At 54.4% G+C, this 25,272-nt stretch carries 30 protein-coding genes and 1 pseudogene; 4 read left to right on the plus strand and 27 right to left on the minus strand.

Features of this window, described 5'->3' with window-relative positions:
* Positions 1-2: 2 nt before the first annotated feature.
* The 21 genes and pseudogenes from lysA to M493_RS11080 form a co-directional block, all read right to left on the minus strand.
* Positions 3-1,316, minus strand: a complete 1,314-nt coding sequence (lysA, locus tag M493_RS10980) for a diaminopimelate decarboxylase (RefSeq protein WP_020960417.1) — start codon at positions 1,314-1,316, stop codon at positions 3-5.
* Between the two features lie 656 nt (positions 1,317-1,972).
* Complete coding sequence (locus M493_RS10985; protein ID WP_020960418.1) at positions 1,973-3,451, minus strand: spore germination protein; 1,479 nt, start codon at positions 3,449-3,451, stop codon at positions 1,973-1,975.
* Positions 3,399-4,010 (minus strand): stage V sporulation protein AE, encoded by a 612-nt coding sequence (locus tag M493_RS10990; RefSeq protein ID WP_020960419.1) that lies wholly within the window; start codon positions 4,008-4,010, stop codon positions 3,399-3,401. The genes M493_RS10985 and M493_RS10990 overlap by 53 nt, the downstream gene beginning before the upstream one ends.
* A gap of 5 nt (positions 4,011-4,015) precedes the next feature.
* Complete coding sequence (locus tag M493_RS10995) at positions 4,016-4,366, minus strand: SpoVA/SpoVAEb family sporulation membrane protein (protein WP_041267952.1); 351 nt, start codon at positions 4,364-4,366, stop codon at positions 4,016-4,018.
* 36 nt (positions 4,367-4,402) lie between these two features.
* A complete protein-coding gene (spoVAD, locus tag M493_RS11000) occupies positions 4,403-5,431 on the minus strand; it encodes a stage V sporulation protein AD (protein ID WP_020960421.1) in 1,029 nt (342 codons plus the stop codon).
* Between the two features lie 17 nt (positions 5,432-5,448).
* Positions 5,449-5,877, minus strand: coding sequence for a SpoVA/SpoVAEb family sporulation membrane protein (locus M493_RS11005; RefSeq protein ID WP_020960422.1), 429 nt, complete (start codon positions 5,875-5,877; stop codon positions 5,449-5,451).
* A gap of 17 nt (positions 5,878-5,894) precedes the next feature.
* Positions 5,895-6,325 (minus strand): annotated as a pseudogene (locus M493_RS11010) (stage V sporulation protein AB).
* A complete protein-coding gene (locus M493_RS11015; RefSeq protein WP_020960423.1) occupies positions 6,312-6,935 on the minus strand; it encodes a stage V sporulation protein AA in 624 nt (207 codons plus the stop codon). Before M493_RS11015 ends, M493_RS11010 begins: the two are co-directional and overlap by 14 nt.
* A gap of 219 nt (positions 6,936-7,154) precedes the next feature.
* A complete protein-coding gene (sigF, locus tag M493_RS11020; RefSeq protein WP_020960425.1) occupies positions 7,155-7,907 on the minus strand; it encodes an RNA polymerase sporulation sigma factor SigF in 753 nt (250 codons plus the stop codon).
* Between the two features lie 13 nt (positions 7,908-7,920).
* Positions 7,921-8,361 carry an anti-sigma F factor gene (spoIIAB, locus tag M493_RS11025; RefSeq protein WP_020960426.1) on the minus strand — a complete coding sequence of 147 codons (441 nt, stop codon included), beginning with the start codon at positions 8,359-8,361 and terminating at the stop codon, positions 7,921-7,923.
* Positions 8,362-8,712: an anti-sigma F factor antagonist gene (gene spoIIAA, locus M493_RS11030; RefSeq protein WP_020960427.1), complete on the minus strand. Its 351-nt coding sequence runs from the start codon at positions 8,710-8,712 to the stop codon at positions 8,362-8,364.
* Between the two features lie 125 nt (positions 8,713-8,837).
* Positions 8,838-10,013 carry a D-alanyl-D-alanine carboxypeptidase family protein gene (locus tag M493_RS11035; protein ID WP_020960428.1) on the minus strand — a complete coding sequence of 392 codons (1,176 nt, stop codon included), beginning with the start codon at positions 10,011-10,013 and terminating at the stop codon, positions 8,838-8,840.
* Positions 10,014-10,166: 153 nt separating this feature from the next.
* Positions 10,167-11,468, minus strand: coding sequence for a pyrimidine-nucleoside phosphorylase (locus M493_RS11040; RefSeq protein WP_041267953.1), 1,302 nt, complete (start codon positions 11,466-11,468; stop codon positions 10,167-10,169).
* Positions 11,469-11,486: 18 nt separating this feature from the next.
* Entirely contained in the window at positions 11,487-12,308 is an 822-nt protein-coding gene (locus M493_RS11045; protein WP_020960430.1) for a purine-nucleoside phosphorylase, read from the minus strand.
* Positions 12,309-12,352: 44 nt separating this feature from the next.
* A complete protein-coding gene (gene deoB, locus M493_RS11050) occupies positions 12,353-13,546 on the minus strand; it encodes a phosphopentomutase (RefSeq protein ID WP_200865266.1) in 1,194 nt (397 codons plus the stop codon).
* A 136-nt stretch (positions 13,547-13,682) separates the two neighbouring features.
* Positions 13,683-14,579 carry a site-specific tyrosine recombinase XerD gene (gene xerD, locus M493_RS11055; protein WP_020960432.1) on the minus strand — a complete coding sequence of 299 codons (897 nt, stop codon included), beginning with the start codon at positions 14,577-14,579 and terminating at the stop codon, positions 13,683-13,685.
* A gap of 6 nt (positions 14,580-14,585) precedes the next feature.
* Entirely contained in the window at positions 14,586-14,798 is a 213-nt protein-coding gene (locus tag M493_RS11060; RefSeq protein ID WP_020960433.1) for a YqzK family protein, read from the minus strand.
* Positions 14,799-14,899: 101 nt separating this feature from the next.
* On the minus strand, positions 14,900-15,352 hold the full coding sequence (locus tag M493_RS11065; protein ID WP_020960434.1) for a Fur family transcriptional regulator: 453 nt from the start codon (positions 15,350-15,352) through the stop codon (positions 14,900-14,902).
* Positions 15,353-15,449: 97 nt separating this feature from the next.
* Entirely contained in the window at positions 15,450-16,112 is a 663-nt protein-coding gene (gene spoIIM / locus M493_RS11070) for a stage II sporulation protein M (RefSeq protein WP_020960435.1), read from the minus strand.
* 185 nt (positions 16,113-16,297) lie between these two features.
* Positions 16,298-17,485: an endonuclease Q family protein gene (locus M493_RS11075; protein ID WP_020960436.1), complete on the minus strand. Its 1,188-nt coding sequence runs from the start codon at positions 17,483-17,485 to the stop codon at positions 16,298-16,300.
* Positions 17,475-18,038: an NUDIX domain-containing protein gene (locus M493_RS11080; protein WP_020960437.1), complete on the minus strand. Its 564-nt coding sequence runs from the start codon at positions 18,036-18,038 to the stop codon at positions 17,475-17,477. Before M493_RS11080 ends, M493_RS11075 begins: the two co-directional genes overlap by 11 nt.
* 106 nt (positions 18,039-18,144) lie before the next feature.
* Here M493_RS11080 and M493_RS11085 point away from each other — a divergent pair, with 106 nt between their 5' ends.
* Positions 18,145-19,065 carry an aldo/keto reductase gene (locus M493_RS11085; RefSeq protein ID WP_020960438.1) on the plus strand — a complete coding sequence of 307 codons (921 nt, stop codon included), beginning with the start codon at positions 18,145-18,147 and terminating at the stop codon, positions 19,063-19,065.
* Positions 19,066-19,258: 193 nt separating this feature from the next.
* Here the strand turns inward: M493_RS11085 and M493_RS11090 are convergent, their stop codons facing one another.
* From M493_RS11090 to M493_RS11105, 4 genes are all read right to left on the minus strand, one after another.
* On the minus strand, positions 19,259-20,461 hold the full coding sequence (locus M493_RS11090; protein ID WP_020960439.1) for a CynX/NimT family MFS transporter: 1,203 nt from the start codon (positions 20,459-20,461) through the stop codon (positions 19,259-19,261).
* Positions 20,462-20,476: 15 nt separating this feature from the next.
* Entirely contained in the window at positions 20,477-20,719 is a 243-nt protein-coding gene (locus M493_RS11095) for a YqkE family protein (protein WP_020960440.1), read from the minus strand.
* Positions 20,720-20,958: 239 nt separating this feature from the next.
* The gene (locus M493_RS11100; protein WP_020960442.1) at positions 20,959-21,198 is read right to left on the minus strand and encodes a YqkC family protein; all 240 of its coding nucleotides are present in this window, start codon (positions 21,196-21,198) and stop codon (positions 20,959-20,961) included.
* On the minus strand, positions 21,188-21,532 hold the full coding sequence (locus M493_RS11105; RefSeq protein ID WP_020960443.1) for an iron-sulfur cluster biosynthesis family protein: 345 nt from the start codon (positions 21,530-21,532) through the stop codon (positions 21,188-21,190). The genes M493_RS11100 and M493_RS11105 overlap by 11 nt, the downstream gene beginning before the upstream one ends.
* Positions 21,533-21,613: 81 nt before the next feature.
* Here M493_RS11105 and M493_RS11110 point away from each other — a divergent pair, with 81 nt between their 5' ends.
* Entirely contained in the window at positions 21,614-21,832 is a 219-nt protein-coding gene (locus M493_RS11110; RefSeq protein WP_020960444.1) for a CDGSH iron-sulfur domain-containing protein, read from the plus strand.
* A 74-nt stretch (positions 21,833-21,906) separates the two neighbouring features.
* Positions 21,907-22,104: a YqzH family protein gene (locus tag M493_RS11115; RefSeq protein ID WP_020960445.1), complete on the plus strand. Its 198-nt coding sequence runs from the start codon at positions 21,907-21,909 to the stop codon at positions 22,102-22,104.
* A gap of 61 nt (positions 22,105-22,165) precedes the next feature.
* Here the strand turns inward: M493_RS11115 and M493_RS11120 are convergent, their stop codons facing one another.
* A complete protein-coding gene (locus M493_RS11120) occupies positions 22,166-22,954 on the minus strand; it encodes an SDR family NAD(P)-dependent oxidoreductase (protein ID WP_020960446.1) in 789 nt (262 codons plus the stop codon).
* Entirely contained in the window at positions 22,945-23,916 is a 972-nt protein-coding gene (locus M493_RS11125; RefSeq protein WP_020960447.1) for an MBL fold metallo-hydrolase, read from the minus strand. The genes M493_RS11120 and M493_RS11125 overlap by 10 nt, the downstream gene beginning before the upstream one ends.
* Before the next feature lie 514 nt (positions 23,917-24,430).
* Here M493_RS11125 and proI point away from each other — a divergent pair.
* A complete protein-coding gene (gene proI / locus M493_RS11130; RefSeq protein ID WP_020960448.1) occupies positions 24,431-25,270 on the plus strand; it encodes a pyrroline-5-carboxylate reductase ProI in 840 nt (279 codons plus the stop codon).
* Positions 25,271-25,272: the final 2 nt, after the last annotated feature.

A 25,272-nucleotide genomic window follows, 5' to 3' on the forward strand; every position in this document is an offset into this window, starting at 1 on the left:
TTTTATTTTCTCACCTTCGCTTTGAACGGCAAATCATGCTGGATTAAATCTTCGTACGTTTCCCGTTTGACAACGAGCTGGGCGTCGCCGTTCTCCACAAAAACGACCGCCGGGCGCGGCAGGCGGTTGTAGTTGTTCGCCATCGAATAGCCATAGGCACCGGTGCAAAAGACAGCCAAATAGTCGCCCGGCTTCGCCTCGGGCAGCGCGAGATCCCAAATGAGCATATCGCCCGACTCACAGCACTTCCCGGCAATCGAGACCGTTTCTGTTCGCTCGCCCAGCACCCGGTTGGCGAGCACCGCTTCGTATTTCGCCCCGTACAGCGCCGGACGGATGTTGTCGCTCATACCGCCGTCAACGGCAATATACGTGCGGACGTTCGGCACGTCTTTGCGCGAGCCGATCGTGTAAATCGTCGTTCCCGCATCGCCGACGAGCGAACGGCCCGGCTCGATCCAAATCTCTGGCAACGGAAGCTGGCAAGTCTCAGCTTGCCTTTTCACTTCTTTGACAATACAATCGACGTACGCTGACACCGGAATGGGATCGTCTTCTTCCGTATAGCGGATGCCAAAGCCGCCGCCAAGGTTAATAACCGAAGGGATAAATCCGTATGCTTTGTTCCATTCAGCCATCTTTGTGAATACTTTTTGTGCAGCAAGCACAAAGCCGGCTGTTTCAAAAATTTGCGAACCGATATGGCAATGAACGCCAAGCAGCTGAAACGAAGGCGAGGCCATCACACGGCGAAACGCCTCATCCGCTTGGCCATTGTTTAAGTCAAAGCCAAACTTTGAGTCTTCCTGTCCTGTTAAAATATAATCGTGCGTATGCGCCTCGACGCCCGGCGTAACGCGGAGCAAAACCGGGACCGCCCGGCCGGAAGCCAGCTGTTCAATCAGCTCAAGCTCGTAAAAGTTGTCGGCGACGATGCAGCCGATGCCATGTTCGAGCGCCATCGCCAGTTCGTCTCGGCTTTTGTTGTTGCCATGGAAATGGATGCGCTCCGGCGGAAACCCGGCAGCCAAAGCTGTATACAGCTCCCCGCCCGACACGACGTCAAGCGACAGCCCTTCCTCAGCAGCGAGCTGCACCATGGCAATCGAGGAAAACGCCTTGCTGGCGTAAGCCACTTGCGCCTGAACGCCATGGCGGTGAAACGCTTCTTTAAACGCGCGCGCCCGCGTCCGGATCAACGCAACATCATAAATATAAAGCGGCGTGCCGTACATCTCGGCCAGTTCGACCGTATCGACGCCGCCGATTTCCAAATGTCCTTTTTCATTGACACGGCTCGTCCCATGAAAAAACATAAAAATCCCTCATTCCTCATCAAAATGGTGCAGGAAAAGCAAAAAAGACAGTTCGCAACCGGGTAACTGTCTAAAAATAGCGCCGCAGAGCGATCGGCTCTGCCGCATAACGGGCTGCCGTACAACCAAGCTCCCGGGCGCGTCCAAACGAAGCGGACGGTTCATCAATCCCTCACTTTCAAAATGCGGAACATCAAAAATAACGGATCATCATGATGTAAACCCGCCCTCGTCGCTTTGCCTGAAGTGGAAGCTCTTCCGTTCGACGGCAAAAACAACCGTTCGTCTCTTTGAACGTTGCTTCAGGCCGTTCCAACTCCTGGCATCCGACGATTCAACGCTCTTTGGCGCCTCGGATCGTTTACGTTATAGAAGGCTTTTCCCGATTTTCGCATTAAAGATTCTCCATGCAGCCGTCTGTATCCCGTTCTTAAAGAACCGGATACCCTTTTATTTTATCATGCGTTTCGGCTGACGCCAACCGAAATTCATCTCCCGCTGACCGCCGGGCTAGGCTCTTTACGCGTTTGAAGCGGGATGTTGCTTCTGGACTGCGATAAAAGTTGCTTTGGCGCCATCGCAAAAAAGCGGCCGCCGATCTGCCCCAACCGAAACGGCCGCCTAGACCGTGAACGGAAAAACCGATACGATTCGCATCATGACGGCTGTTTTTGCCGGTCTTGCGGGTGAACGATGCTCGGGCGCACTTTCGCCCCGGCAGCCGAACGGCGGACGACAATTTGCATAAATGCCGCCGGATCAAAGGGAATGAACGGCCATAAGTACGGCGTGTTCAGCGAACGGATGCTCGCCAGCCAAAGCAAATAAACAGTTGTTCCAATAACGAGCCCGGGCACTTTAAATAAGGCGACCAATATGACAAGCGCCAGGCGGGAAATTTTATTGGCTACACTGAGCTCATAGCTTGGTGTCGCAAACGAACCGATCGCCGCCACTGCGACGTACAAAATGACTTCCGGCACAAACAGCCCGACATCGATGGCAATTTGTCCGATTAGGACAGCGGCAATTAAGCCCATTGCGGTCGACAGCGGCGTCGGTGTATGAATGGCTGCCATCCGCAAAAACTCAATCCCAAAATCGGCCAGTAAAATTTGCATGACAATCGGAATGTTCGTCTGTTTGTTCGGTCCGATAAACGCCCATGACTCCGGCAAGAGAGACGGCTCAAGCACAAACAGCACCCAAAGCGGCAACAAAAACAGCGATGACAAAATCCCTAAAAACCGCACCCAACGGACGAACGTCCCGACCCCTGGCGACTGCCGGTACTCTTCAGCGTGTTGAACATGGTGAAAAAACGTCGTCGGTGTAATAATGACGCTCGGCGACGTGTCGACCATAATGAGCACATGCCCTTCAAGCAAGTGTGTCGCGGCAACGTCCGGCCGTTCCGTATAACGGACGAGCGGGTACGGATTGTACCCCTGCTTGACTAAAAACTCTTCCACCGTTTTGTCACCCATCGTCAGCCCGTCAACATTGATTTGTTGCAATTCTTTTTTCACGAGTTCGACAAGCCCCGGATCGGCGACATCTTTAATGTAGGCGATGCATATATCCGTTTTTGACCGTTCACCGACTTGCAAAATCTCAAGGCGCAGCCGTTCATCACGGATGCGGCGCCGCGTCAGCGCCGTATTGACAATAATATTTTCAACATACCCGTCGCGGGCGCCGCGCACCACTTTTTCCGTGTCCGGCTCTTGCGGCTGCCGGCCCGGATAGCTGCGGACATCGACGGCAAATGCGGTTGATTCGCCCTCGATCAAGACGATGATCAGCCCGGACAGCAGCTTATCGACCGCCTCGTCAAGGCTCGACACCGGGCTCACCTGCTGATGAACGAGCCGGTTTTCAATAATCTGGCGCGCTTGGGCGACTTGGCGCTCGTCATCGTTGACGCGCACGATTTGTTTTAACAATTCGATAATATATTGCGTGTCGCATAAACCGTTGCAGTAATAAATATGTACTTCTCGGTTTAGCACATGAACTTTTCGCACACCTAAGTCAAAGCTTGTGCCGACGCCGATTCGTTTTTGCAAAAACTTGGCGTTGTCAACGAGTTTCTCCGCGATCGGCACCTTTTCCTTTTTCGCCTTTTCCGTCATGCCCCCCACTCCTTTCCAAAATCAACTCAACCGCCTTGTGCGTAATCGGCGCCCCGTTTTTGGCGTGATCCCGGTATCCCATTTTGCCGATATCGCCAATGCCGACGATAAGCGGAATGCCCAGCTGGTCCAAGCAATAGACGGTGTCGCCGTTAATCCGCCCGACGTCGAGATCGCGGACGCCTTCCTTATCGACCCCGTATTCAGTAATCAAGCCGTCGCGGTCGATGCTGACGTGCACTTTTGTCCATTCGCGCTGATGCGTATTAGAGGCGACCGCCAGCGCCCCGAGCACTTCGATTTGCTCATGCGTCGCGACATAGCGGAGTGCCTCTTCGCCGGATCCTTCTCCGATGGCGCCGCAGTCGTCAAACATGACAAACACTGGATCGTGCGGTGTTTGTAAAATGAGCTCCACAAGCTGTTCGCCGCTTAGTTTTGTCGGATTGCCCTGGGAGCGGGAGATGCAGCGGCCGCCTAAATCGGAGGCCACCTGTTCGATCGCCCGGCAGGCGAATTCGTCCCCATCGGTCACTAAAATCACCCGTCGTTTTTTCATGATCCCTACCCTTTCGGTTTGCAAATGAGCGCGGCGAAAAACGACCCGGCCACGATAAAAGCGAACAAGGCGCCGGCGAAGCGGAACACGGCCGCACCGGTCTCAACGAGACCACTAGGCCGCGGTTCGACCATCACGCCTTTCGCCAAAAAATAGCCAAACCCGCTCAGCGGCATCGTCGCCCCGGCGCCAGCCCAAGCGGCAAACCGATCATATACGCCGCTAAATCCAAGGAGAACGCCTAAAATCACAAGCGCGGCGGCGACGCCGGCCGGCGTCCATTTGCCGCGGTCGATGGCGAGCTGGGCAAGGGCGCATACCAGTCCGCCGGCCAAAAAAGCGCGGACGTATTCCATCATTCCATTCCCCCTTGACCGGGCATGAAAGCCCTTTTATGGCGGTGAATCCGACTCCCATTCGGCCGCTTCAAGAACAACACCGTGGGCGACGGCTGGAATCGACTGTTTTTGCTGCACCATCGTTTGGCTAAGGAGCGCCCCGGTGGCGACGATGAGCAGACGGCGGAACGTGCCGCGGTCGAGCTCATGAAGCAAATAGCCGTACGTGACGACCGCCGAACAGGCGCAACCGCTGCCGCCGGCAAACACCTTTTGATCCGGGCGGTAAATCATCAGCCCACAATCGTTATAAACATCGCTGATATCAAAGCCGGATTCGGCGAGCAGCTCGCGGACAATGACACTGCCAATGCGCGATAGGTCACCGGTGACAATCAAGTCGTAATCAGTTGGCGATGTACCTAAATCGCGAAAATGCCGCTCGATCGTATCCGCCGCTGCCGGAGCCATCGCTGCCCCCATATCGAGCGGATTCGTCAGCCCGGCGTCGATGACTTTGCCGATCGTCGCCGCCCGGATGCGCCATCGGCCCGAAGTGCGGCCAACGAGCGCAGCGCCGGCGCCCGTGACGGTAAATGTCGCTGTTTTCGGCTTTTGCACCCCAAGTTCGGTCGGATACCGGAATTGCCGCTCCGCGGTCGCGTTATGGCTGCTCGTCGCCACGAGCGCCGTATCGGCGAGCCCGCCGGCGACAAAAGCAGCGGCCGCCGCCAGCGTCTGCATCGAGGTGGAACAGGCGCCAAACAAGCATAAAAACGGCATCGGCAGCTCGCGGGCAACGTAATTGGACGTCGCATTTTGGTTTAACAAATCACCGGCTAAAAACAAATCAACATCACGGGCAGAAACGCCGGCCTTTTGCAGACAGCAGGCCACCGCCTCGCTCATCAACCGTCGCTCAGCCAGCTCCCACGTCTCTTCCCCGCAATATAAGTCGCGATGGCAAATGTCAAAATAGCCGCCAAGCGGTCCGTCTGCTTCGAACGGACCAACAGCGGTGGCAGCGGCCTTAATATAAATGTCCTCATCAAACACCCACGTCTGCTTTCCGACACGCTTCATGTCCTTCCCTCTTTTCGTTATGGCCAAAAGAGGCCGAGCACATAGGCAGCGATCATGCCGTAAATGATCGTTGCCCCGCCGGCTTTCAGCATCTGCCCGGCCACCCCGGCCGTCCATCCTTCGCTCCGATGCTCAATGGCCGCGCTGGCGAGGGCATTGGCCAACCCCGTGACGAGCATCATCGCACCGGCGCCGGCAAACTGGCTGAAGTCGTCATATTTTCCGGCGGCCGTCAGCGCGATCGCCAGCCCCGCCATCACCGTCACCGCCCATAACTGGGCCGCAAACGGGGGAGCGGCAAACAGGCGGCCATGCCATTCAGCAAGCCATTGCGCCAGCGTACAGAGCGCCCCGCCGGCCAAAAACGCCTTGACCGCGTTGGCCGCATACGGGGGAGAAGGCTGAAACGCCTTCACCTCACGGAGATAATTAGCCTTTAATCCCACGTTTCCCCCCTCCTTTTTCAGTGAAAGTAATCGACAAAGTAAAGCCAATGGAACAATGAACCCGCCACTTTGCCGAAAGCGATCGCCATCAATAAAATGACAATTTTATCATCAACACCGATTCGCTTCGCTAAAATCGGCCAAACGTTTAATACTTCCGTCAGCGCTGCAGCGAGCATGCCGATAAATATGCATGCAGCAACCCGATCGGCGCCAGCCAATATTTAGATAAGTGCCAGACCGAATGGCGCAAGCTCATCCAGCCGCCGACGATGGCGCCGACGACGGCGCCCCACTCATAGGCGTGAATGCGCTTCATCGTTTTTGTCAGCTGCGTCAAACGCGGAATGACGCCAAGCACAACTAAAAAAGCGACAAACCCGCTCCCGACCGCCAGCCCTCCAGCGAAGCCGACGAATACTACCAGCAAAACCTCAAGCGTCGTCAAGGCGTCTCATACTTTCTTTGTTTTCATGCAAAATAACGTATTGGTCGATCGCCTGCTGGTAGTTGAACATTTCGACTTCAAGAGGGCTAGGCTCTTCATTAATCCGTTTGCGAAACCAATGGTTGAAAAATAACACCATCCCGATGCCAAGCCCGAGCGAATATGGAATTTGCAAAAGCAGCGGCTTGTCGACCGATTGGCCGGTCATCATTTCATACAAATGGCGATGCACTTGCTGCATGCTCACGTCTTCGTGAAAGTTCATAATGGCCATCGCTGAACCGACGAACAAAAGAAGCCAGACAAGAAGAAAAGAAGCCGTCGAAAACCGCCGTTTTTCATACACGACTTCGACGATCGTCTGCGACGGGCCGACCATCTGCACATCGAGCGACTCGTCCACATCGAGCACGGCCCGGACGATGTGCATCATATCGATAATGACGATATTTTTGTCGCTCGGCCGAATGCGATAGAGCGGAATCGCCTTCAGCCGCCGAATGAGCCTCTCATCCATCGCGGCCATTTGCGCCACCTGCCCTAAGGTGATGAGCGCCTCCGGTTTCACCTGCACACGATGACGCGGCTTAATGAACACGGTGTTTTCCATCTGTCCCACACCTTCATCCCCATTTTGTTTTTCTTTAGTTTGTTTGGCTGAAAAAAAGATCATGCAGCTTGCCGCCATTCACCACCAATTTCATAAAAATAGAAAAGAATGGGCCGAGAAACGCCCATTCTTTTCCTAAAAAATTTTCCATTTATATGATTAAAATACAAAACGAGATGGTCTGTCCGCTTTTTCCCACCAAGTACGGAAAAAATGGGCTCATCCGTCCATTTTTTCCTTTATGTGCTGCAATATTTTCTTTTCCAGCCGGGATACTTGCACTTGAGAGATGCCGAGTCTTGATGCCACTTCGGATTGGGTTTGGTCTTTGTAATAGCGCAAATAAACAATGAGCCTTTCGCGCTCGTCCAGTTCTTCGATCGCTTTTTTTAAGGCGATTTTGTCAAACCATGACGCCTCATCGGCGTCGGCGATTTGATCGAGCAATGTGATCGGGTCGCCGTCGTTTTCATACACCGTCTCATGGATCGATGCCGGCGAGCGGACCGCTTCTTGGGCGAGAACAACATCTTCCGGCGAAATACCTAAATGATCGGCGATTTCGGTGACCGTCGGCGCCCGCCCGCGCGTTTTTGACAGCTCGTCTTTTGCTTTGCGGATTTTATTGCCCATCTCTTTCAGCGAGCGGCTGACTTTCACCGTGCCGTCGTCGCGGAGAAATCGCTGAATCTCCCCGATGATCATCGGCACGGCGTACGTCGAGAACTTGACGTCGTACGATAAATCAAACTTATCGACCGATTTCAACAAGCCGATGCAGCCGATTTGAAACAAGTCGTCCGGTTCGTAGCCGCGGTTTAAAAAGCGCTGAACAACCGACCAGACGAGGCGCATATTTTTTTCAATAATTTCATCGCGTGCTTCCTGGTCGCCTTCCTGGCTGCGGCGGATCAGCTCCTTCATCTCCTGATCTTTGATTGGCGACTGATCTTGCTTGACATCGACATCCATAGGCATGTCTCCCTCAGTTACATAGCGCTTTGCTTTTGGCAATATGCTTTTTCAAATAAACAGTCGTTCCTTTGTTCAATTCCGACTCGACAACAACTTCATCCATGAAGTTTTCCATAATCGTAAAGCCCATACCTGACCGCTCGAGCTCCGGTTTTGTCGTAAACAGCGGCTGGCGCGCCTCATCGATGTTGGCGATGCCGATCCCTTCGTCTCTCACCGTTAAGTGGACAACACCGTCCTCGATGATGACGGAAATAGAAACGATGCCGTTTGGGTCATTGTTGTAGCCGTGAATGATGGCATTTGTCACCGCCTCGGAGACGACCGTTTTGATTTCCGTCAGCTCATCCATCGTTGGATCGAGCTGGGCGACAAACGCTGCCACTGTCACGCGGGCAAACGACTCGTTTTCACTGCGGGCGGAAAATTGGAGGTGCATTTCGTTGCGCATTTATGCCACCCCCAATGCCTGCAACGCAAATTGTTCATCCTCTTCGAAACGGATGATTTTAAACAGCCCCGACATGTCAAACAGGCGCTTGACCGCCGGTGACACGGCGCAAACGACCATTTGCCCGCCGACGTTTTTAATTTGTTTATAGCGCCCTAAAATGACGCCGAGACCGGAACTATCCATAAATGTCAATTGTCCTAAATTAAGTACAATATGGCGGATGGTTCGGTTTTCGAGCACGTCCGTCACTTGCCCGCGCAATTCCTCGGCTGTATGGTGGTCAAGCTCTCCAGAGAGGCGAACGATGAGCACGTCTTGCTTCACTTCCAAGTCGATCGCGAGACTCACAGCGTGTTCCTCCTTGTCCATTTCAGGATACGGAGAAGTTTCGCTGCCGCCCGTCGGAAATCCTGCCGCCCGACAAAACTAGTGGCCGTTCGTCAAAGAGCGGAAAAAGATCGCAAAAATTGACATCATCCCGCCTGAACGAAACGGCTGAACACCCGTTTAAACAAATCCCAAAAGCTGGCCTCCGGCACCGTTTGCTTGGCGACGATCGGGCTGCGCAAAATCTCTTTGCCGTCCTGCTTCAAAATCAGGACGCCGAGCTCATCGCCTTTTCGAATCGGCGCTTTCACGTCATCTTTTACTTGAATCACTTTTTCGATTTGTTCGACCGACTGCCCTTTTTTCGTCAACACCGATACCGGCTCTGACGTTACAGCGGCGACTGATGTTTGTTTACCTTTGCTGACATCGACGCGGGCGACGGTTTCGTTGCGCTTGTATACTGGATGAGCCTGATATTGGTGAAACGCGTAATCAAGCATTTTGGTAATTTGCGCGTTGCGCGATTTCGGTGTCGGCGCTCCGAACACAACAGCAATGACGCGCATGCCGTTCTTTTTGGCCGTCGCGGTCAAACAATATCCCGCTTCACTCGTAAAGCCGGTTTTCAGCCCGTCAACACCCGGGTAAAACTTGACGAGCCGGTTCGTGTTCACAAGCCAAAACTTTTGATCCGTGTGTTCCCGCAAATAGTCCTCGTACTTGCTTGTATATTTGGTGATTTCTTCGTATTTCAACAGTTCGCGCGCCATGATGGCCATGTCGTAGGCGCTGCTGTAATGTCCTTCAGCCGGCAGACCGGTCGTATTGACAAAATTTGTATCCTTTAAACCAAGCTCTTTCGCCTTTTCATTCATCATTTCAACAAACGCTTCTTCCGATCCGGCAATTCGCTCGGCCATGGCGACAGAGGCGTCATTCGCCGAACCGATGGCGATAGCGCGCAACAGTTCATCAACCGTCATTTCTTCGCCCGGCTCGAGAAAAATTTGTGATCCGCCCATCGAAGCGGCATATTCGCTCGTCCGCACTTTTTCGCCGTAGGAGAGCTTTCCTTCATCGATGGCCTCCATGATCAACAGCATCGTCATAATTTTTGTCATGCTTGCCGGTGGCAGTTTTTCATGTGGATTTTTTTCATATAGAACCTCGCCGGTGTCGCGTTCAATCAAGATGGCCGACTTCGCTTCGTCAGCCAGCCCGGCCTTTGCCCCTTTCGGCTCCTTCTCCTCAGCGTATACGGAAAGGGGAAGGAAAAGAAGAAGCGGCAATAAAAGCAGACGGATGACTGTCGTTTTCATCTCCCAAACCTCCATTCTTTATACATGACATTTTTTCCAATGGAGATATTTTTATACAAGACAACCAAAATAAAAAAACGCCTGAACCATTCGATTCAGACGTTTTCTTCTTGAACAACCGCCTCTTCCCTTGCGGATCGCCGGCGCTCTTCCCTAGACGATGGTCTCATAAACGAGCGGCGGCGGGACAACCGGCCGCGGCGAAAGCCGAATGGCGGCCGCCAGTTTTTCTTCCACTTTACGCACATCTGGCCGGTTGCTGTGAATCGTGGCGAACGCCTCGCCTTTTCGCACACGGTCGCCCACCTTCTTATGGAGCACGATTCCGACCGCCAAGTCGATCGCGTCCTCTTTTTTCGCCCGTCCGGCGCCAAGCCACATGGCGGCGGTGCCCACTTCATCTGCAACAATCCCGGCAACATAACCATCCTCACCGGCTGTAACGGGATGCGTATACGCCGCTTGCGGCAGTTTGTCCGGGTCGTCGGCGACCGACGGATCGCCGCCTTGAGCCGCCAAAAACGTTTTGAACGCCGCGATGGCGGATCCATCATCGATCGCCTGCTCAAGCAGGCGGCGCGCCTCATCAAGCGACGGCGCCTGCTTCGCCAAGTAAACCATATGGCTGCCGAGCGTCAAACAAAGTTCCGTTAAATCGTGCGGACCGTTTCCTTTCAACGTAGCGATCGCCTCTTTTACTTCCAGGGCGTTGCCGACCGCATAGCCGAGCGGCTGACTCATATCGGAAATGACCGCCATCGTCTGCCGTCCAACGCGCTTGCCGATATCGACCATCGCCTGGGCGAGCTGGCGCGCTTCGGCGAGTTCTTTCATAAACGCCCCGGCGCCCGTTTTCACGTCCAAGACGATGGCATCAGCTCCAGCGGCGATTTTTTTGCTCATGATCGACGAAGCAATAAGCGGGATGCTGTTGACGGTTGCGGTTACATCGCGGAGCGCATACAACTTTTTGTCAGCCGGCGTCAAGTCGCCGGTTTGGCCGATAATGGCAATCTTATTTTCATTGACAAGCCGAAGAAATTCATCTTTGCTGATTTCGACGTGAAAGCCGGGCACGGACTCGAGCTTGTCGATCGTGCCGCCCGTATGGCCGAGACCGCGCCCGGACATTTTCGCCACCGGCACGCCGACCGAAGCGACAAGAGGACCTAACACGAGCGTCGTCGTGTCGCCGACGCCGCCGGTCGAATGTTTGTCAACTTTCACACCGCGGATGCTTGATAAGTCGATGACCTCACCGGAATGAACCATCGCCATCGTCAGCGCGGCCGTTTCTTCCTTGGTCATGCCGCGAAAGTAAATCGCCATCGCGAGCGCGCTCATTTGGTAATCCGGAATATCCCCGTCCGTATACCCGCGGATGATCCATTCAATTTCTTCGTTCGTCAGTGCCGCTCCGTCACGCTTTTTGGCAATCAAATCGACCATTCTCATCCCGATCACCTTTTCTCCTTATTTCGCCAGTTCGGCCACAACCGCTTTAATGAGCCGCAAAAAGTCGGCCTTCACCCTCTCAGCCGTTTCGACGACTTCATCATGATGAAGTGGGGCGTCAGTCATGCCGGCCGCTAGATTGGAAATGCACGAAATGCCAAGCACCTCCATGCCGGCATGGCGGGCGACAATCACTTCCGGGACGGTTGACATGCCGACCGCATCGCCGCCAAGCCCACGAACCATGCGAATTTCCGCCGGCGTTTCGTACGATGGGCCGGTATTGGCAACGTACACCCCTTCATGCACACGAATGCCAAGCTTGGCTGCTGATTCTTTGGCGAGCCGGCGCAAGCGCCGGCTGTACGCTTCAGTCATGTCCGGAAAACGCGGGCCGAGCTCCGGGTCGTTCGGGCCGATGAGCGGGTTTGTGCCAAGCAAGTTAATATGATCAGAAATAATCATCAAATCGCCCGGGCGAAACTGTTCGTTCACACCGCCGGCAGCGTTCGTCACGATCAATTCACGGACGCCGATCGCCTTCATCACCCGGACCGGAAACGTCACTTCGCGGAGCGAATATCCTTCATAATAATGGAACCGTCCTTGCATGGCAACGACTGTCGCTCCTTCGAGCCGGCCGTACACGAGCCGGCCGGCGTGCCCTTCAACGGTTGACACCGGAAATCCGGGAATATCCTCATACGGAATGCGGACCGCCTCTTCGATTTCATCGGCGAGCACGCCCAATCCTGAGCCGAGAATCAAGCCGATACCGGGCGGCGCCGGCATACGCCGGCGCAAATCATCCGCTGCTTTTTCAATCGCCTGTCGATCCATTCCTCTTCTCCCTCCTTATATGTTCATCGCAGAATAGCGGCGATTCACTGCTGCGCCAATTCCGTTAAAAAACTTGTTCCGTACGGCGGCATGTGGACGCGAAAATTATCGGCGATCGTGGCCCCTACATCGGCAAACGTCTCGCGGATCGGGAGCGGCTTTCCGCCTTGAAAGCGCGGGCTGTATACTAAAAGCGGCACGTATTCACGCGTATGATCCGTCCCGTGGTGCACCGGATCATTGCCATGGTCAGCTGTAATGATCAACAAATCATCCGCCGTCAGCCGCGGCAGCACCTCAGCAAGCCGGGTGTCAAACTCTTCAAGCGCATCGCCATATCCTTGCGGGTCGCGACGATGACCGTATTTGGCATCAAAGTCGACGAGATTGACAAAACTGAGCCCGGTAAAGTCCATGCTGAGCGTATCGATGAGCTTATCCATGCCGTCCATATTGGACGCCGTCCGCAACGACTGTGTCACCCCTTCATTGTCGTAAATATCGGCAATTTTCCCGATGGCGATCACATCATAGCCCGCATCTTTTAATTCATTCATCACCGTGCGCCCGAACGGCTTAAGTGCATAGTCGTGCCGGTTCGCCGTCCGCTCAAAACGGCCCGGCGTCCCGATGAACGGCCGGGCGATGACGCGTCCGACCATGTACGGCTCATCGCGCGTCAGCTCGCGGGCGATTTCGCAAATGCGGTACAGCTCCTCAAGCGGCACGACGTCTTCATGGGCGGCGATTTGCAAGACGGAGTCAGCTGATGTATAGACGATGATCGCCCCCGTTTTCATATGTTCTTCGCCTAACTCTTCAATGATCGCTGTCCCGCTTGCCGGTTTGTTGCCGATCACGTTCCGCCCGGTGCGCCGTTCAAGTTCAGCAATCAGTTCGCGCGGAAACCCGTCCGGAAAGACGCGGAACGGCTTGTCGATGCGAAGGCCCATTAATTCCCAATGGCCGGTCATCGTGTCTTTGCCGGCGGATGCCTCTTTCATTTTTGTATAGTAGGCGAGCGGATCGTTCACTTTCGGCACCCCTGGAATCTCACGAATATGACTCAGGCCGAGTTTGGCCATATTCGGCATGTGCAAGCCGCCGCGGTATTCGGCGATATGCCCGAGCGTATCCGCCCCTTTGTCGTTATAGTTCTCAGCATCAGGCGCTTCGCCGATGCCGACGGAATCGAGCACAATTAAAAATACGCGCCGGTATGTGGACTTCACCTTCATTCCTCCCGCCTGAAGTGAAAATAGAGTCTCTTCCTATCGTTCCCATATTTTCGGCAAAACACGCCCTTGTTGCATTGGTCAGAAGTCTGACAACCAAATCAATAGGACCGCGCCTAGCGGACAGCGGCCGCCGCGGCTAGGCGCGCGGATGATACTGGTTATATACGTCTTTGAGACGCGTTTTCGTCACATGCGTATATATTTGCGTCGTCGAAATGTCGGCATGCCCCAGCAGCTCTTGGACGGCGCGCAAATCGGCACCGTTCTCAAGCAGATGGGTCGCAAACGAATGCCGGAGCGTGTGAGGCGTCAGCTCTTTTTCAATGCCCGCTTCTTTGGCAAGCCGTTTTAAAATTTTCCAAAACCCTTGCCTCGTCAGACGCTGGCCGTAATGGTTCAAAAATAGCGCCTCCGCCGCCCGCCTGCGCGGATCGGCCAACTGCGGACGCCCGTGCTCCAAATAGCCAGTAAGCGCTTCAACCGCCATCCGGCCGAGTGGGACGATCCGCTCTTTTCGCCCTTTCCCATAGCAGCGAACAAACCCCATTGTCAAATGCACGTCGCCTAAGTTGAGCTGCACCAGTTCGCTGACGCGCATACCGGTCGCATACAGCAGCTCGAGCATCGCCTTATCGCGCAAACCGAACGGTGTATTTGTCTGCGGCGCCGATAAGAGCGCTTCGACTTCTTCGACGGATAACACTTTCGGCAGCGTCCGCTCAAACTGCGGCGTTTCGATATGAACGGCCGGATCTTGCGCCGCCATTTTCTCCCGCAGCAAAAACTGGTGGAACGAACGGATCGATGCCAAATGGCGGGCAATCGTCCGCGCCGACTGCCCTTGTTCACTTAAAAACTTTAAAAAATGGAGAATGTGCAGGCGCTCGACTTCGCCCCACGCCCCAAGCCGCTCGACTTGGCGCAAGTAGCGGACATATTTCTTTAAATCCCGTTCATACGAAATGATCGTATTGTGCGCCAAATTCCGCTCCACCGTCAAATAGTGCAGAAAATCTTTTAATTCATGTTCCAATGTTCTCTACTCCCCGTCGCGATAAAAAAATAGTAGCCGGTTGAGCCAGTCCGGAGGCGCGCTTTCATTCGTCGACACTTTAACCGCCGATCCTCCCGGTTCATCATATCGATGATAATACTCGTACTCGCGATTAAACCATACAAGACTATAATAAAATAAAATGGTGCATCCCGTAAACAAAAGAAATACTTTCACCATTTGCCAAACGGTTTTCATGGCACCCTCCCCATCGGCTGCTTGCCCACTTGCTAGTATGAGGATATGCCATTTGTTTGCCTATTTATACGCAAAAAAACCTTTCCCACTGGAAAAGGTTTTTATTTTTCTTCATGTTTTTGCTGGCAGCGGTGGCAAATGCCATGGAACGTCAGGCGGTGGTCTTTAATTTTAAACTTCCATTCCCGTTCGACAATGGCTTCGACGTCCTCAAGCAAATCTTCTTGAATTTCCGCCACCGATCCGCACTCGAGGCAAACAAGATGATGATGGAAATGGGCCGCCCCTTCTTTGCGGAGGTCGTAGCGCGATACCCCGTCCCCGAAATTAATTTTATCGACAATTTTCAGCTCAGTCAGCAACTCAAGCGTCCGATAAACGGTCGCGAGCCCGATCTCTGGGGATTTTTCTTTCACGAGGAGGTAGACATCTTCAGCGCTTAAATGGTCTTCTTCATGTTCAAGCAGGACTCTTACCGTCGCTTCCCGCTGCGGCGTCAGCTTATAGCCGGCCGAGTGCAGCTGCTTTTTAATTCGTTCCACACGATCTTCCATATTTTCATTCCTCCCTCGCCATTCACCTCCCATTATAACAAATGTGCGAGGGAAGTATCAAAGTAAAATGACTATTACAATAGAACAATATTGATTATTATATAATAATGATTATGAAATCAATCACCCATTTGACCGCCTGCTTCATCAACACCGGTGACAAATACGCCTCGACCGCCGACGAAACGAGCAGCCCCGCGGCAATCGCCACCATCACCGCGGCATAGCGCATCACCATCGGGAATACCGGCTCATGCGGCCGCTTCATAAACTGGTTGCGCACCATATACAAGGAAAACGAAATCGAAATCACGCCCATCACAATCATCAGCGGAATGACGATCAAGTTTTGCGGCATGACGGATACAAATGACAATAAAAATCCTTTCCAGCTCATTTGATTGACCAAAAAACCAACCGTAAAGCCGACGACAACACCTTTTAAAAACAATAAAACAAAAATGATCGGCAAGCCGATAACGGAAATGCCAAGCACCCACATTAAGGCGGTATATTTGATGTTATGCATATAGCTTTGACGAAACATATCATGGGCGCTCGCCAAATTGTCTTTCGATACTTGTCCAAAAAATTGCGTCAAGTAATAGTACAAGTCTTGTTTTTGGCTAAAGCCGAGGCTATTGACGACAATGGCGCCAAAAATAACGCCCATTAAAAACAGGACGATAACAAATACGTATAGTGAGGCGTGTTCGCGCAAGTGAATGGCGACGGCCGATTTCAACGGATGGATTCTCATCGTGCTTCGTCCTCCCATTGGTCTCTTAGTAGATTGTATGTCCATCCGCTTCGGATATGACTGTTTTTCAAAAAAGCAAGGGGGCCCACCGGCCCCCCTGCTTTCCATCACTATCACTCCGCCTGTGCGTAACCATAAAACGCCCCTTTGCGGAACAAGGCCTCCCCCCAACTTTTTCTTGCCAGTCATCCCCTCACTTTTCCATATTTCCCGCCGCCGCCGGCTTCGATGGCGAGCGCACCGCTGCGGGCAAGAACGATCAGCCGGGCGAGCTTTTCCCCGACCGTCTCGGCAAGTTCCTCTTCCGCTGCTTCATGCAGCACATGCATTTCCGTACCGAAACGGTCAAGCAGTTTTTCGTACGCTTTCGGACCGAGGCCGGGGATAAATTCAAGCGGCACTTGATAGATGTATGGCGGCCGCTTCGGCCCACGTTCCGCTGTTTTCAATTCCTCAAGCCGCTCAAACACTCCTTTAATGAAGCGGCGATGTCCGCATGACGGACAGCGCTCGGCATCCGGCGCCACCGGCGTCAGGCAGCGTTCACACACTGTCCGGTGATACTTGCCAAGCTTCGGATTCAAGCCATAATTCGCCGCGATGGCCCTCCCGTCTTCACCGCGAAACGCTTTTGCCAACTCGGCAAACGTCGGGGCGGCCAGCCGCACTTGTTCATATTCGCGGGCGATCTTCCGCAACGAATGGGCGTCCGAATTCGTCAAATACGGATAGCGGTGCAACTCGGCGATTTGGTCGGCCATAGCTGTATCAGCGCTCAGCCCAAGCTCGACAGCATCGATCCGATCCGGGTCGAACACTTCCGTTAAACTGCGCTCCACCCCTTTTCCGTACAAACTTTTAAACGGCGTGAACGCATGCGCCGGAATGAACCAACCGCCCTGCTCTTTCACCGCCGTCTGCAACTCGCGCCCCGAAGCGTAAATACGCTGCGAGCTGAGTGTCACGTTTTTCACCCGTTCGCCAAGCCAGGTCGAAAAGAAGCGCATCGCCCGGACAGTCGGCAAAAAAACAAGGACGTGAATCGGCCCGCGGCAACGGTCATCGTACACTTCGATCTCACTGCCCAATAGCAACGTCACTTTCCCCGTGCTGACGCCCCCCTCATTATGTTCGCGCCATCCATGTTCATCCATCGCCCGCTCGAGTTCGTCAAGCACTTCCGGCACATGACTGTCAATGACACCGACCAAATCGATCCCTTTCACATGCGCCGCTTCATGCAAAATGTTTTCAAGCGTCAACGTCCGCGCCCCGGTAATTTTCACCGGACGGCCGGAGGCGGTCCGGCCGATGTGAATATGTAAATCGGCATAGTAACGGCCGAGGGCGCCCCCGTTTTTTTTATTCGGCATTTTGTTCCCCCAGCGCGCGCCGCAACTGCAAATATTGCAAGGCGTATGCCGTTTTCGCATCGTAAATGTCGTGTTGTTCAAGCATATCCAGCGCCTCCTCTAATGTCACTTCCAACAGTTCGACAAACTCATCCTCATCTAAACCAGCGCCGCCCTCCACTTTCTCCAGCCCCTCGGCGACGTACAAATGGATGAGCTCATCGGCAAATCCCGGCGATGTATAAAAGGAAATGAGATGGCGCATCGATTTGGCACGGTAGCCGGTTTCTTCTTCGAGTTCGCGGTGCGCGGAAGCAAGCGGCTCTTCCCCATGTTCTAGCTTGCCCGCCGGAATTTCGACTAATGCGCGCTCGAGCGCTTTTCGATACTGGCGGACAAGGACGATATTCCCATCGGGCAACAGCGGCAACACTGCCACCGCCCCCGGATGTTTAATCACCTCGCGCCGGCTCGTTTTCCCGTTGGGCAACTCCACTTCTTCGACATACAACTCAATGATACGGCCGCTGAACAGTTTCTCTTTGCGGACGGTTTTTTCATACAACTGATCCATGTTTCTTCTCCCCTATCAGCTAATGAATTCTTTCCCATTGTACTACATATTTGGCCCTTTTTTCGCCTCTGTTGTACAATGATCATAAGGAAGGGAGCGTAATGCCATGAACAAACGACGCATTGGCACATCGGATTTGTATGTAAGCGAAATTGGGCTCGGGTGCATGTCGCTTGGCACCGATGAACGCCAGGCCATCTCTCTCATCCATGAAGCATTGGACCGCGGCATCAATTATTTAGATACAGCCGATTTATACGATCAAGGCTTGAACGAAGAGTTCGTCGGGAAGGCAATAAAAGGAAAACGCGATCAAGTCGTCATCGCTACGAAAGTCGGCAACCGTTGGCGGCCGGATGGCAGCGGCTGGGACTGGGATCCGTCCAAGGAGTATATTAAACAAGCGGTGAAAGACAGCCTGCGCCGCCTGCAAACCGACTACATCGACTTATACCAGCTCCACGGCGGCACAATCGATGACCCGATCGACGAGACGATTGCGGCGTTTGAGGAGTTAAAGCGAGAAGGCGTCATCCGCTGGTACGGCATCTCCTCCATCCGTCCGAACGTCATTCGTGAATATGTCAAACGTTCCAACATTGTCAGCGTCATGATGCAATATAGCCTGCTTGACCGCCGGCCGGAAGAGTGGTTTCCGCTCCTGCGCGAGCATCACATCAGTGTGATCGCCCGCGGCCCGGTCGCCAAAGGCTTGCTGACCGACCGACCGCTCGAAGCGGCGGAAGCGGCGGTGAAAGCGCATGGCTACCTCGATTATTCGTACAATGAGCTGCAAACGCTCATCGCGAAGCTGAAAGAAAAAACGGGGGAACGCCGTTCGTTGACCGCGACTGCGCTTCAGTTTTGCTTGTATGACCCGGTCGTCGCCGCGGTGGTTCCCGGCGCCAGCCGCCTTGAGCAGTTGGAGGAAAACACCGCCGCCGCATCCGCGCTGCCGCTTGATGCCGGCGAATACGAATGGTTAAAACAGGCGACGAAGCGTTCGGTTTACAAAATTCACCGGTAAGCAAAGGTGGCATAAAACACCGCTCCAAACCGGCCGGCAGGAAACGGATCGGCACGCCGATAAACGTAAACCGTATACCGATACGAACCGGCCGCTCCAACGGAACAAAGAGAAGAGCCCGAGGCGGCAACACGGCCGCTCGCGGGCTCTTTTTACCTATGAACCGGGGAGGCGCCTTGCCCCGACGTTCCGGCTAAACCGCTTCTTCATCCTCCACATACTTGTCTCTTGCTGCCCCCAAACCGAACCCCATCATGCCCGCGCAGACAGCCAACAGCAAAACGAGGGAAAGGATGAAATGACCGGACGTATCGTACAGCACGCCAAACAGCAGCGGACCGGCCGCTGACAGCAAGTAGCCGACCGATTGGGCCATAGCGGAAAGCTGAGCGGCCGCCAACGGGCGGCGCGTACGCAGCGTAAACAGCATCATGGCAAGTGAAAATGACATGCCAGCGCCGAGCCCGGCCAGAAACGCTCCCACCCACAGCCACCATCCTTGGCCGGCTAACAAGGCGAGCGTCCCCGCCACTTTCAACAGTACCGATGAGCCGATCAACAGTCTTTGATCTTTCATCCGTTCGGCCAACATCGGCGAGACGAACATCATCGGCAGCTGCGCAAACTGGAAGAAAAACAACAGCCATCCGGCCGTATCAGCTGCCATCCCTTTGCCTTGCCCAAGCTCCGGAAGCCACGTAACGACACAGTAAAAGAAAAATGATTGCAGCCCCATAAACAGTGTCACTTGCCAGGCAAGCCATGACCGCCAAAATGACGAGCGCCGGCTTCCTGACGGAGCGCCGGCAGATTTCCGGCGACGAATTTGCGGCAACCAGACAATAATCGCTGCCAAAGCAAGCAACGCCCAAAAGCGGAGCGCTCCTTCCCAGCCGATCCCCCACCCGTCGGCAAGCGGAACAGCAAGACCGGAAGCGAAGGCGGCGCTGACGTTCATCGTCACCGTATAAATGCCCGTCATGAAGCCAACCCGTTTAGGAAACACATCTTTAACGAACGCCGGCATGAGGACGTTGTTGACAGCGATCGCCGCCCCGATCAGCGCTGTACCGGCAAACAGCCAAAAACTTCCTGCAAGCGGGCGGATGAGTTCGCCAGCGAGCAAGACGATGAGCGAATAAAACAATGTCCGCTCCATCCCGATCCGGCGGGCAAAAGCAGCGGCCGCCGGCGCCAACAAGGCAAACGCCAATAGCGGAATGGTCGTCAGCGCCCCGGCAGCGGCATGGGAGAGGTGAAGCTCCTGCTGCAGTTCAGGAACGAGCGGGCCGACCGTTGTGATCGGTGCGCGCAAATTGGCGGCCAAAGCGATGACCGCAGCCGCCATGAGCATCGGAGAAGCCGCCGTACTTGCCGCCACAGTTTTTTGTCTCATCCATCCTTTCCCCCTTTACTTAAACTGGCGCCAGTCAAAATCGCTTTCCTCAAGCAGCTCGGCAAATGACTTCTGCTCGTCGCGCCGGCGCGCCTCTTCACGGCGCCGCGCTTCTTCCGCCGCCCGCCGCCGCTGCTCTTCCTCGGCAAGCGCCCGCTTTTTCGCCAGCAACTTTGCCTCGATGTCTGCGCCGATTCGGTCGGCGAGCGTTACGGTCTGTTGATCTTGCTCCTTCTTCCGCTTCGCTTGCTTCTTCACCGTTTTTCACCTCCTTGCATAACAGCCGCCTGTTTGTCAAACGATACAACTAAACCATGAAAAGGAGAGATGACCGATGGCCAAAAACCGTGCTCAAAAAGGAAAGCCGTCCGCTGATACAGTCAAGCCGGTAATCGCGAAAGAAGAACTGGAAAAAGCGCTCCATCCGACAAAGCGGCAAAACAGCCCCCAATAACAGGCGGACGATAGAAAAACCGTAACCGGTCGGGTTACGGTTTTTACAGCACTTCAGTAATGTGCGGCATATGCTCGCCAAGCCAGGCGATTGCATCATTAAGCGTCGCAAACTCCTTCGTTTCAAACGTCATCTCATTTTGCAAAAGCCAAACGTCTTTTTTGTCATGGTACGGACCGGCGACCGACCAATGAAGCAGGCTGTACGGATCATTTTCATGGGTGAATGACACCCACGTTTTTTGCCTTGCCGTCTCCGCCAGCTGCCGGAGTTTACCGTTCATCGCCGGATCCCACCTTCACGAGCGGCATATGCCCGTTTAATATTTGTCTTGGGCTTTTTAGCTGAAAGACGGCCGTGTCCGGCTTGACATCGATCGTCATCGTTTCATCAAAAAAGATGAGCCGCGAACGCTCTAAAAGCACCGGCACAAAATTCGTCCCAACGACAAGATCGTCCTCATCGGCCTCGTCAACGAGCCATAGCGCCGGCACGCCGTCGACTAAACAGCCGCAGCCGTCAGTGTCGTATTTAAGCTTTAACTGCCGCCCCGATTCGGCTACAATGGGGGTAAGCATTTTTTTTGCTGCGTCGGTAAACGTGATATTCACGCTCATAGCTGCTCCTTTTTCCGTTTGTTTTTTATTATTCTACCTGTTCACAGGCAAGACTGTCAAAACGAAAGGGAGGAAAACCCGATGGCAAAAGTGCAAATCAAAGTTAACGACAACGGCTCGCTCCGCGTCACTGGCGATGTGGAGCTTCTAGACGGAGAAGGAAAGCCGTTTGTAACGAAACAAACGTTTTCGTTATGCCGTTGCGGGCTGTCGAACAACAAGCCGTTTTGCGATGGATCGCATAAAGGACGCTTTCAGTCGGTCGTCCGTGCCCCATCTCCGGAAACGGATGAGCAGTGACGAACAGATGGTCATTTCCGTATCGAAAGGCAAAGGCCTCCTTACACAAGTTTCCTAACGGACGGTGGGAGTCGATGGATGAACGATGGCTGCAAAAGCAAGTGCGCAACTGCTTGCGTCACTATGGCTATGACGAGGAGATGATGCCGCTTAGCGACAACGAATGGCACAGCCTTTGCGCCCATATCGCCGCCGCCAAGGAAGAACACCGGGGCGCGAATGTGTATGAACTCGTCCATGACGCTGTGTACCGGTTTCTTACAGGCGCCTAATTCCAGACCGGCGGCCTCTTCACAACTATAAACCGGCTGGCTCTGTATGAAGGCCAGCCGGTTACTTTTGGAAAAACGCTCGTTTCGCCACTTTTTCCACCAACCCCGGGGCAAGGCGATACAGCCGGCTGCCCACGTCCATCCAGCCCGGCATATTCACTTCGCGCGTCGGGGTCATCATCACCGCTACTACACGTCTTGCCACCGCCTCCGCCCGAAGCATCCAGCGCGACACGTTGCGTGCATAGTCGCCTGTCTCATCCGCTAGATCAAAAAATCGGGTTTCGACTGGACCAGGGTTGACGGCGGTGACAAACACACCAAACCGGCTCGCCTCAAGGCGCAAACTGTCGGTAAACCCGATGACAGCATGTTTGGTTGCCGAGTACACGCTAGACTTTGGCGTGGCGATTTTGCCGGCCTGCGAGGCGATGTTGATAATATGGCCTCTCCCCCGCTCTTTCATATGGGAATACACCGCCTTTGTGCAAGCCATAAGACCGAAAACGTTGACGGCAAACATCGCTTCCGCCTCGTCCAAGTCAATGTCCTCGACGTAACGGAAAACGCCAAAGCCGGCGTTATTGACGAGTACATCGATGCCATCAAGCTCCTCAAACAGCCGGGAAAATACCGCCTCGACCATTTCGCGGTCGCTGACATCAAGCTCCATATGCGGTGCGGATACGCCGTATTGCGCTTGGATGCGGGCGCTCACTTCTTGAAGCCGCCCGGCATTCCGCGCCAACAGCACCGGCACCGCTCCTTGCCGCGCCGCTTCATAAGCGATCTGCTCGCCGATGCCGCCAGACGCCCCGGTAATAACGACGCGGCAGCCGGCTAATCGCACACCGACACCCCCACCGCCTCATAAATGTAATGACCATCCGCTTGTTTTTTCCGCACGTCGCCATTCGCTTCCAAATAGTCAAGCTGACCGATCGTCTCGGACATCGTTAGCATTAGTTCGCGTTCATACGCGGTCGGAAACAGCTTCTGGCATACTTCAAATACGGTATGCGGACGCTCTTGCACCATTTCGAGCACCCGCTCGGCGCGCTGGCGCTGCTTGGCAAGCCGCTCGCGAACGAGCGTTGGAATGTCGGTCGTATCGTCACCATGGCCGTTTAGTGAGCGGACGATATCGTATTGCAACATCTTTTCCAATGATTCGTTATATTGCAATAGCGGTTTCGGCCGCTTCGTTTCTCCTTCGGCAGGCGGCTCCATCATCGGGTTCGGGGAGATATGCAAAAGCAAATGATCGCCGCCGATCAACAAGCCGTCATCCTCGCGATAAAGCACAATATGGCTTTGGGCATGTCCCGGCGTTTCAATGACGCGCCAACGCGGCAGCCCCGGCACCGCGTCTCCTTCCGTCACCGCGATATCAAGCCCCCGTCTTCCGGCGTAGCGAAGCGACCCCCCCTCTTTGGACAAGCGGCTGAACAAGCGGGCGTCAACGCCGCATTCGGCAAAAAACTGCTGAAAAAACTGGACATAGCGTCCCATAAATGATGGGTCGCGGCGCAAAAACGGGTCCGCTTTCGGGTGACCGATGACCGGAGCATCGGGAAAATAATTAAGCAAGCCGACATGATCGGGGTGATGGTGTGTGATGACGATTTGTTCAATGTCAGCGGGCGTATAACCGATCTCGCCTAGTTGCGTTCGGAACAGCCGCCATGCTTCTTCTGTTTTCACTCCGGCGTCGACCAACGTCAGCCGGTCGCCGGCGATGACATACATATGCACGCTGCCGACCGGAAACGGCGTCGGCACGGTGAGACGGTAAACCCGTTCCTCTTTCATGCCATTCCCTTCTTTCTTTCAAATTCAAGTTGGTCAAAAACCGGCATAAGACGTTCGGCCCTTTGACCGCCAAAATGAACGATTATTCATATATTATTTTTCAGTTTACACCGATTTCATCCATTTGTCATGCCTTTTTCTTCTGGGCGCCGAAATTGCAAAAAAATTCGTTCTCCTCTCTTGACAATCATGCTCGTCCCGCGGCATAATGACAAATAAAATCACGATACGGCAAAAACGGTGATGAACAGGGCCAGTAAACCGGAAACGGCAGCCAGAGAGCGAAGCCCGCGGCTGGAAGGCTTCGCTGCCCTCTTTTCGGTTGAACCTACCTTGGGAGCTGTTAGGCCAACCTAAACGCCTCCCCGGCGTTATCGGGGCAGAGTCGGGCTCGTTTGGCGCAAGCCAAACCGGGCCAAAAAAGGTGGTACCGCGGAAACGAAGGTTTTCCGTCCTTTTGCAGGACGGGGAACCTTTTTCTTTTGCTTGACAACAAGAAAAGGGAGTGAATGCGATGACAACAACACGGTCCATTGCCTTTATCGGCGCCGGCTCGATGGCCGAAGCGCTCATCGCCGGTATGACGAAAACGTTTTGCCATCCGGAACAAATCGTCGTGACAAACCGACAAAACCGCGCCCGGCTCGGGGAGCTCGAGCGCACATATGGCGTCCGCGCCGCCCAAAACGTACACCTTGCTGTCGAACGTGCGGACATCGTTATTTTAGCCATGAAACCGAAAGATGTCGCCGAAGCGATGGCCGCTGTCGCACCGGCCATTCGTCCAAACCAGCTCATTCTCTCGCTGCTTGCCGGCGTCACAACCGAAACGATCGAACAGCTCGCCGGACGCGATGTTGCCGTGGTGCGGGCTATGCCAAACACATCCGCAGCCGTCGGCCTATCGGCGACCGCGATCGCCGGAGGCCGCTTCGCCTCGGAGCAGCATCTTGAAACGGCGAAACAGCTGTTTGAAACGGTCGGCATCGTCACCGTTGTGCCGGAACGCGACTTGCACGCGGTTACCGGCCTGTCGGGAAGCGGTCCGGCATACGTCTATTACTTGGTCGAAGCGATGGAAAAGGCGGCCGCCGACATTGGCCTTGAGCGCAATGTGGCGAAAACACTCATTTTGCAGACGATCATCGGCGCGGCGGAAATGTTAAAAGCGTCCGACAAGCATCCATCCGTCCTGCGCCGCGAAGTCACAAGCCCGGGCGGCACGACCGAAGCCGGCATCGGCGTGCTCGAACAATACCGGTTTCAAGAGGCGATCGCCGCCTGCATCCGCCGGGCGGCCACCCGCTCCGAAGAGCTCGGCAACGCCCTGCTCGCTGCGCTCGCCGAATCGTAACC

Origin of the sequence: Geobacillus genomosp. 3 (genome assembly GCF_000445995.2) — a bacterium.
Classification (GTDB): Bacteria; Bacillota; Bacilli; order Bacillales; family Anoxybacillaceae; genus Geobacillus.

Excerpts from the sequence above, each read along its gene's own strand:
- sigF (WP_020960425.1), bottom strand. The coding sequence starts at position 7,907 with ATGGATGTCGATGTCAAGCAAGATCAGTCGCCAATCAAAGATCAGGAG.
- M493_RS11040 (WP_041267953.1), bottom strand. The coding sequence starts at position 11,468 with ATGAGAATGGTCGATTTGATTGCCAAAAAGCGTGACGGAGCGGCACTG.
- M493_RS11080 (WP_020960437.1), bottom strand. The coding sequence starts at position 18,038 with ATGGATCAGTTGTATGAAAAAACCGTCCGCAAAGAGAAACTGTTCAGC.
- deoB (WP_200865266.1), bottom strand. The coding sequence starts at position 13,546 with ATGAAGGTGAAGTCCACATACCGGCGCGTATTTTTAATTGTGCTCGAT.
- M493_RS11085 (WP_020960438.1), top strand. The coding sequence starts at position 18,145 with ATGAACAAACGACGCATTGGCACATCGGATTTGTATGTAAGCGAAATT.
- spoIIM (WP_020960435.1), bottom strand. The coding sequence starts at position 16,112 with ATGAGAATCCATCCGTTGAAATCGGCCGTCGCCATTCACTTGCGCGAA.
- M493_RS11045 (WP_020960430.1), bottom strand. The coding sequence starts at position 12,308 with ATGGATCGACAGGCGATTGAAAAAGCAGCGGATGATTTGCGCCGGCGT.
- lysA (WP_020960417.1), bottom strand. The coding sequence starts at position 1,316 with ATGTTTTTTCATGGGACGAGCCGTGTCAATGAAAAAGGACATTTGGAA.
- M493_RS11075 (WP_020960436.1), bottom strand. The coding sequence starts at position 17,485 with ATGCCGAATAAAAAAAACGGGGGCGCCCTCGGCCGTTACTATGCCGAT.
- M493_RS11065 (WP_020960434.1), bottom strand. The coding sequence starts at position 15,352 with ATGGAAGATCGTGTGGAACGAATTAAAAAGCAGCTGCACTCGGCCGGC.
- M493_RS11125 (WP_020960447.1), bottom strand. The coding sequence starts at position 23,916 with ATGAAAGAGGAACGGGTTTACCGTCTCACCGTGCCGACGCCGTTTCCG.
- M493_RS11090 (WP_020960439.1), bottom strand. The coding sequence starts at position 20,461 with ATGAGACAAAAAACTGTGGCGGCAAGTACGGCGGCTTCTCCGATGCTC.
- M493_RS10990 (WP_020960419.1), bottom strand. The coding sequence starts at position 4,010 with ATGAAAAAACGACGGGTGATTTTAGTGACCGATGGGGACGAATTCGCC.
- M493_RS11100 (WP_020960442.1), bottom strand. The coding sequence starts at position 21,198 with ATGAACGGTAAACTCCGGCAGCTGGCGGAGACGGCAAGGCAAAAAACG.
- M493_RS10985 (WP_020960418.1), bottom strand. The coding sequence starts at position 3,451 with ATGACGGAAAAGGCGAAAAAGGAAAAGGTGCCGATCGCGGAGAAACTC.
- M493_RS11115 (WP_020960445.1), top strand. The coding sequence starts at position 21,907 with ATGGATGAACGATGGCTGCAAAAGCAAGTGCGCAACTGCTTGCGTCAC.
- spoVAD (WP_020960421.1), bottom strand. The coding sequence starts at position 5,431 with ATGAAGCGTGTCGGAAAGCAGACGTGGGTGTTTGATGAGGACATTTAT.
- M493_RS10995 (WP_041267952.1), bottom strand. The coding sequence starts at position 4,366 with ATGGAATACGTCCGCGCTTTTTTGGCCGGCGGACTGGTATGCGCCCTT.
- M493_RS11105 (WP_020960443.1), bottom strand. The coding sequence starts at position 21,532 with ATGAGCGTGAATATCACGTTTACCGACGCAGCAAAAAAAATGCTTACC.
- M493_RS11060 (WP_020960433.1), bottom strand. The coding sequence starts at position 14,798 with ATGAAAACCGTTTGGCAAATGGTGAAAGTATTTCTTTTGTTTACGGGA.
- M493_RS11015 (WP_020960423.1), bottom strand. The coding sequence starts at position 6,935 with ATGGAAAACACCGTGTTCATTAAGCCGCGTCATCGTGTGCAGGTGAAA.
- M493_RS11110 (WP_020960444.1), top strand. The coding sequence starts at position 21,614 with ATGGCAAAAGTGCAAATCAAAGTTAACGACAACGGCTCGCTCCGCGTC.
- M493_RS11035 (WP_020960428.1), bottom strand. The coding sequence starts at position 10,013 with ATGAAAACGACAGTCATCCGTCTGCTTTTATTGCCGCTTCTTCTTTTC.
- proI (WP_020960448.1), top strand. The coding sequence starts at position 24,431 with ATGACAACAACACGGTCCATTGCCTTTATCGGCGCCGGCTCGATGGCC.
- spoIIAB (WP_020960426.1), bottom strand. The coding sequence starts at position 8,361 with ATGCGCAACGAAATGCACCTCCAATTTTCCGCCCGCAGTGAAAACGAG.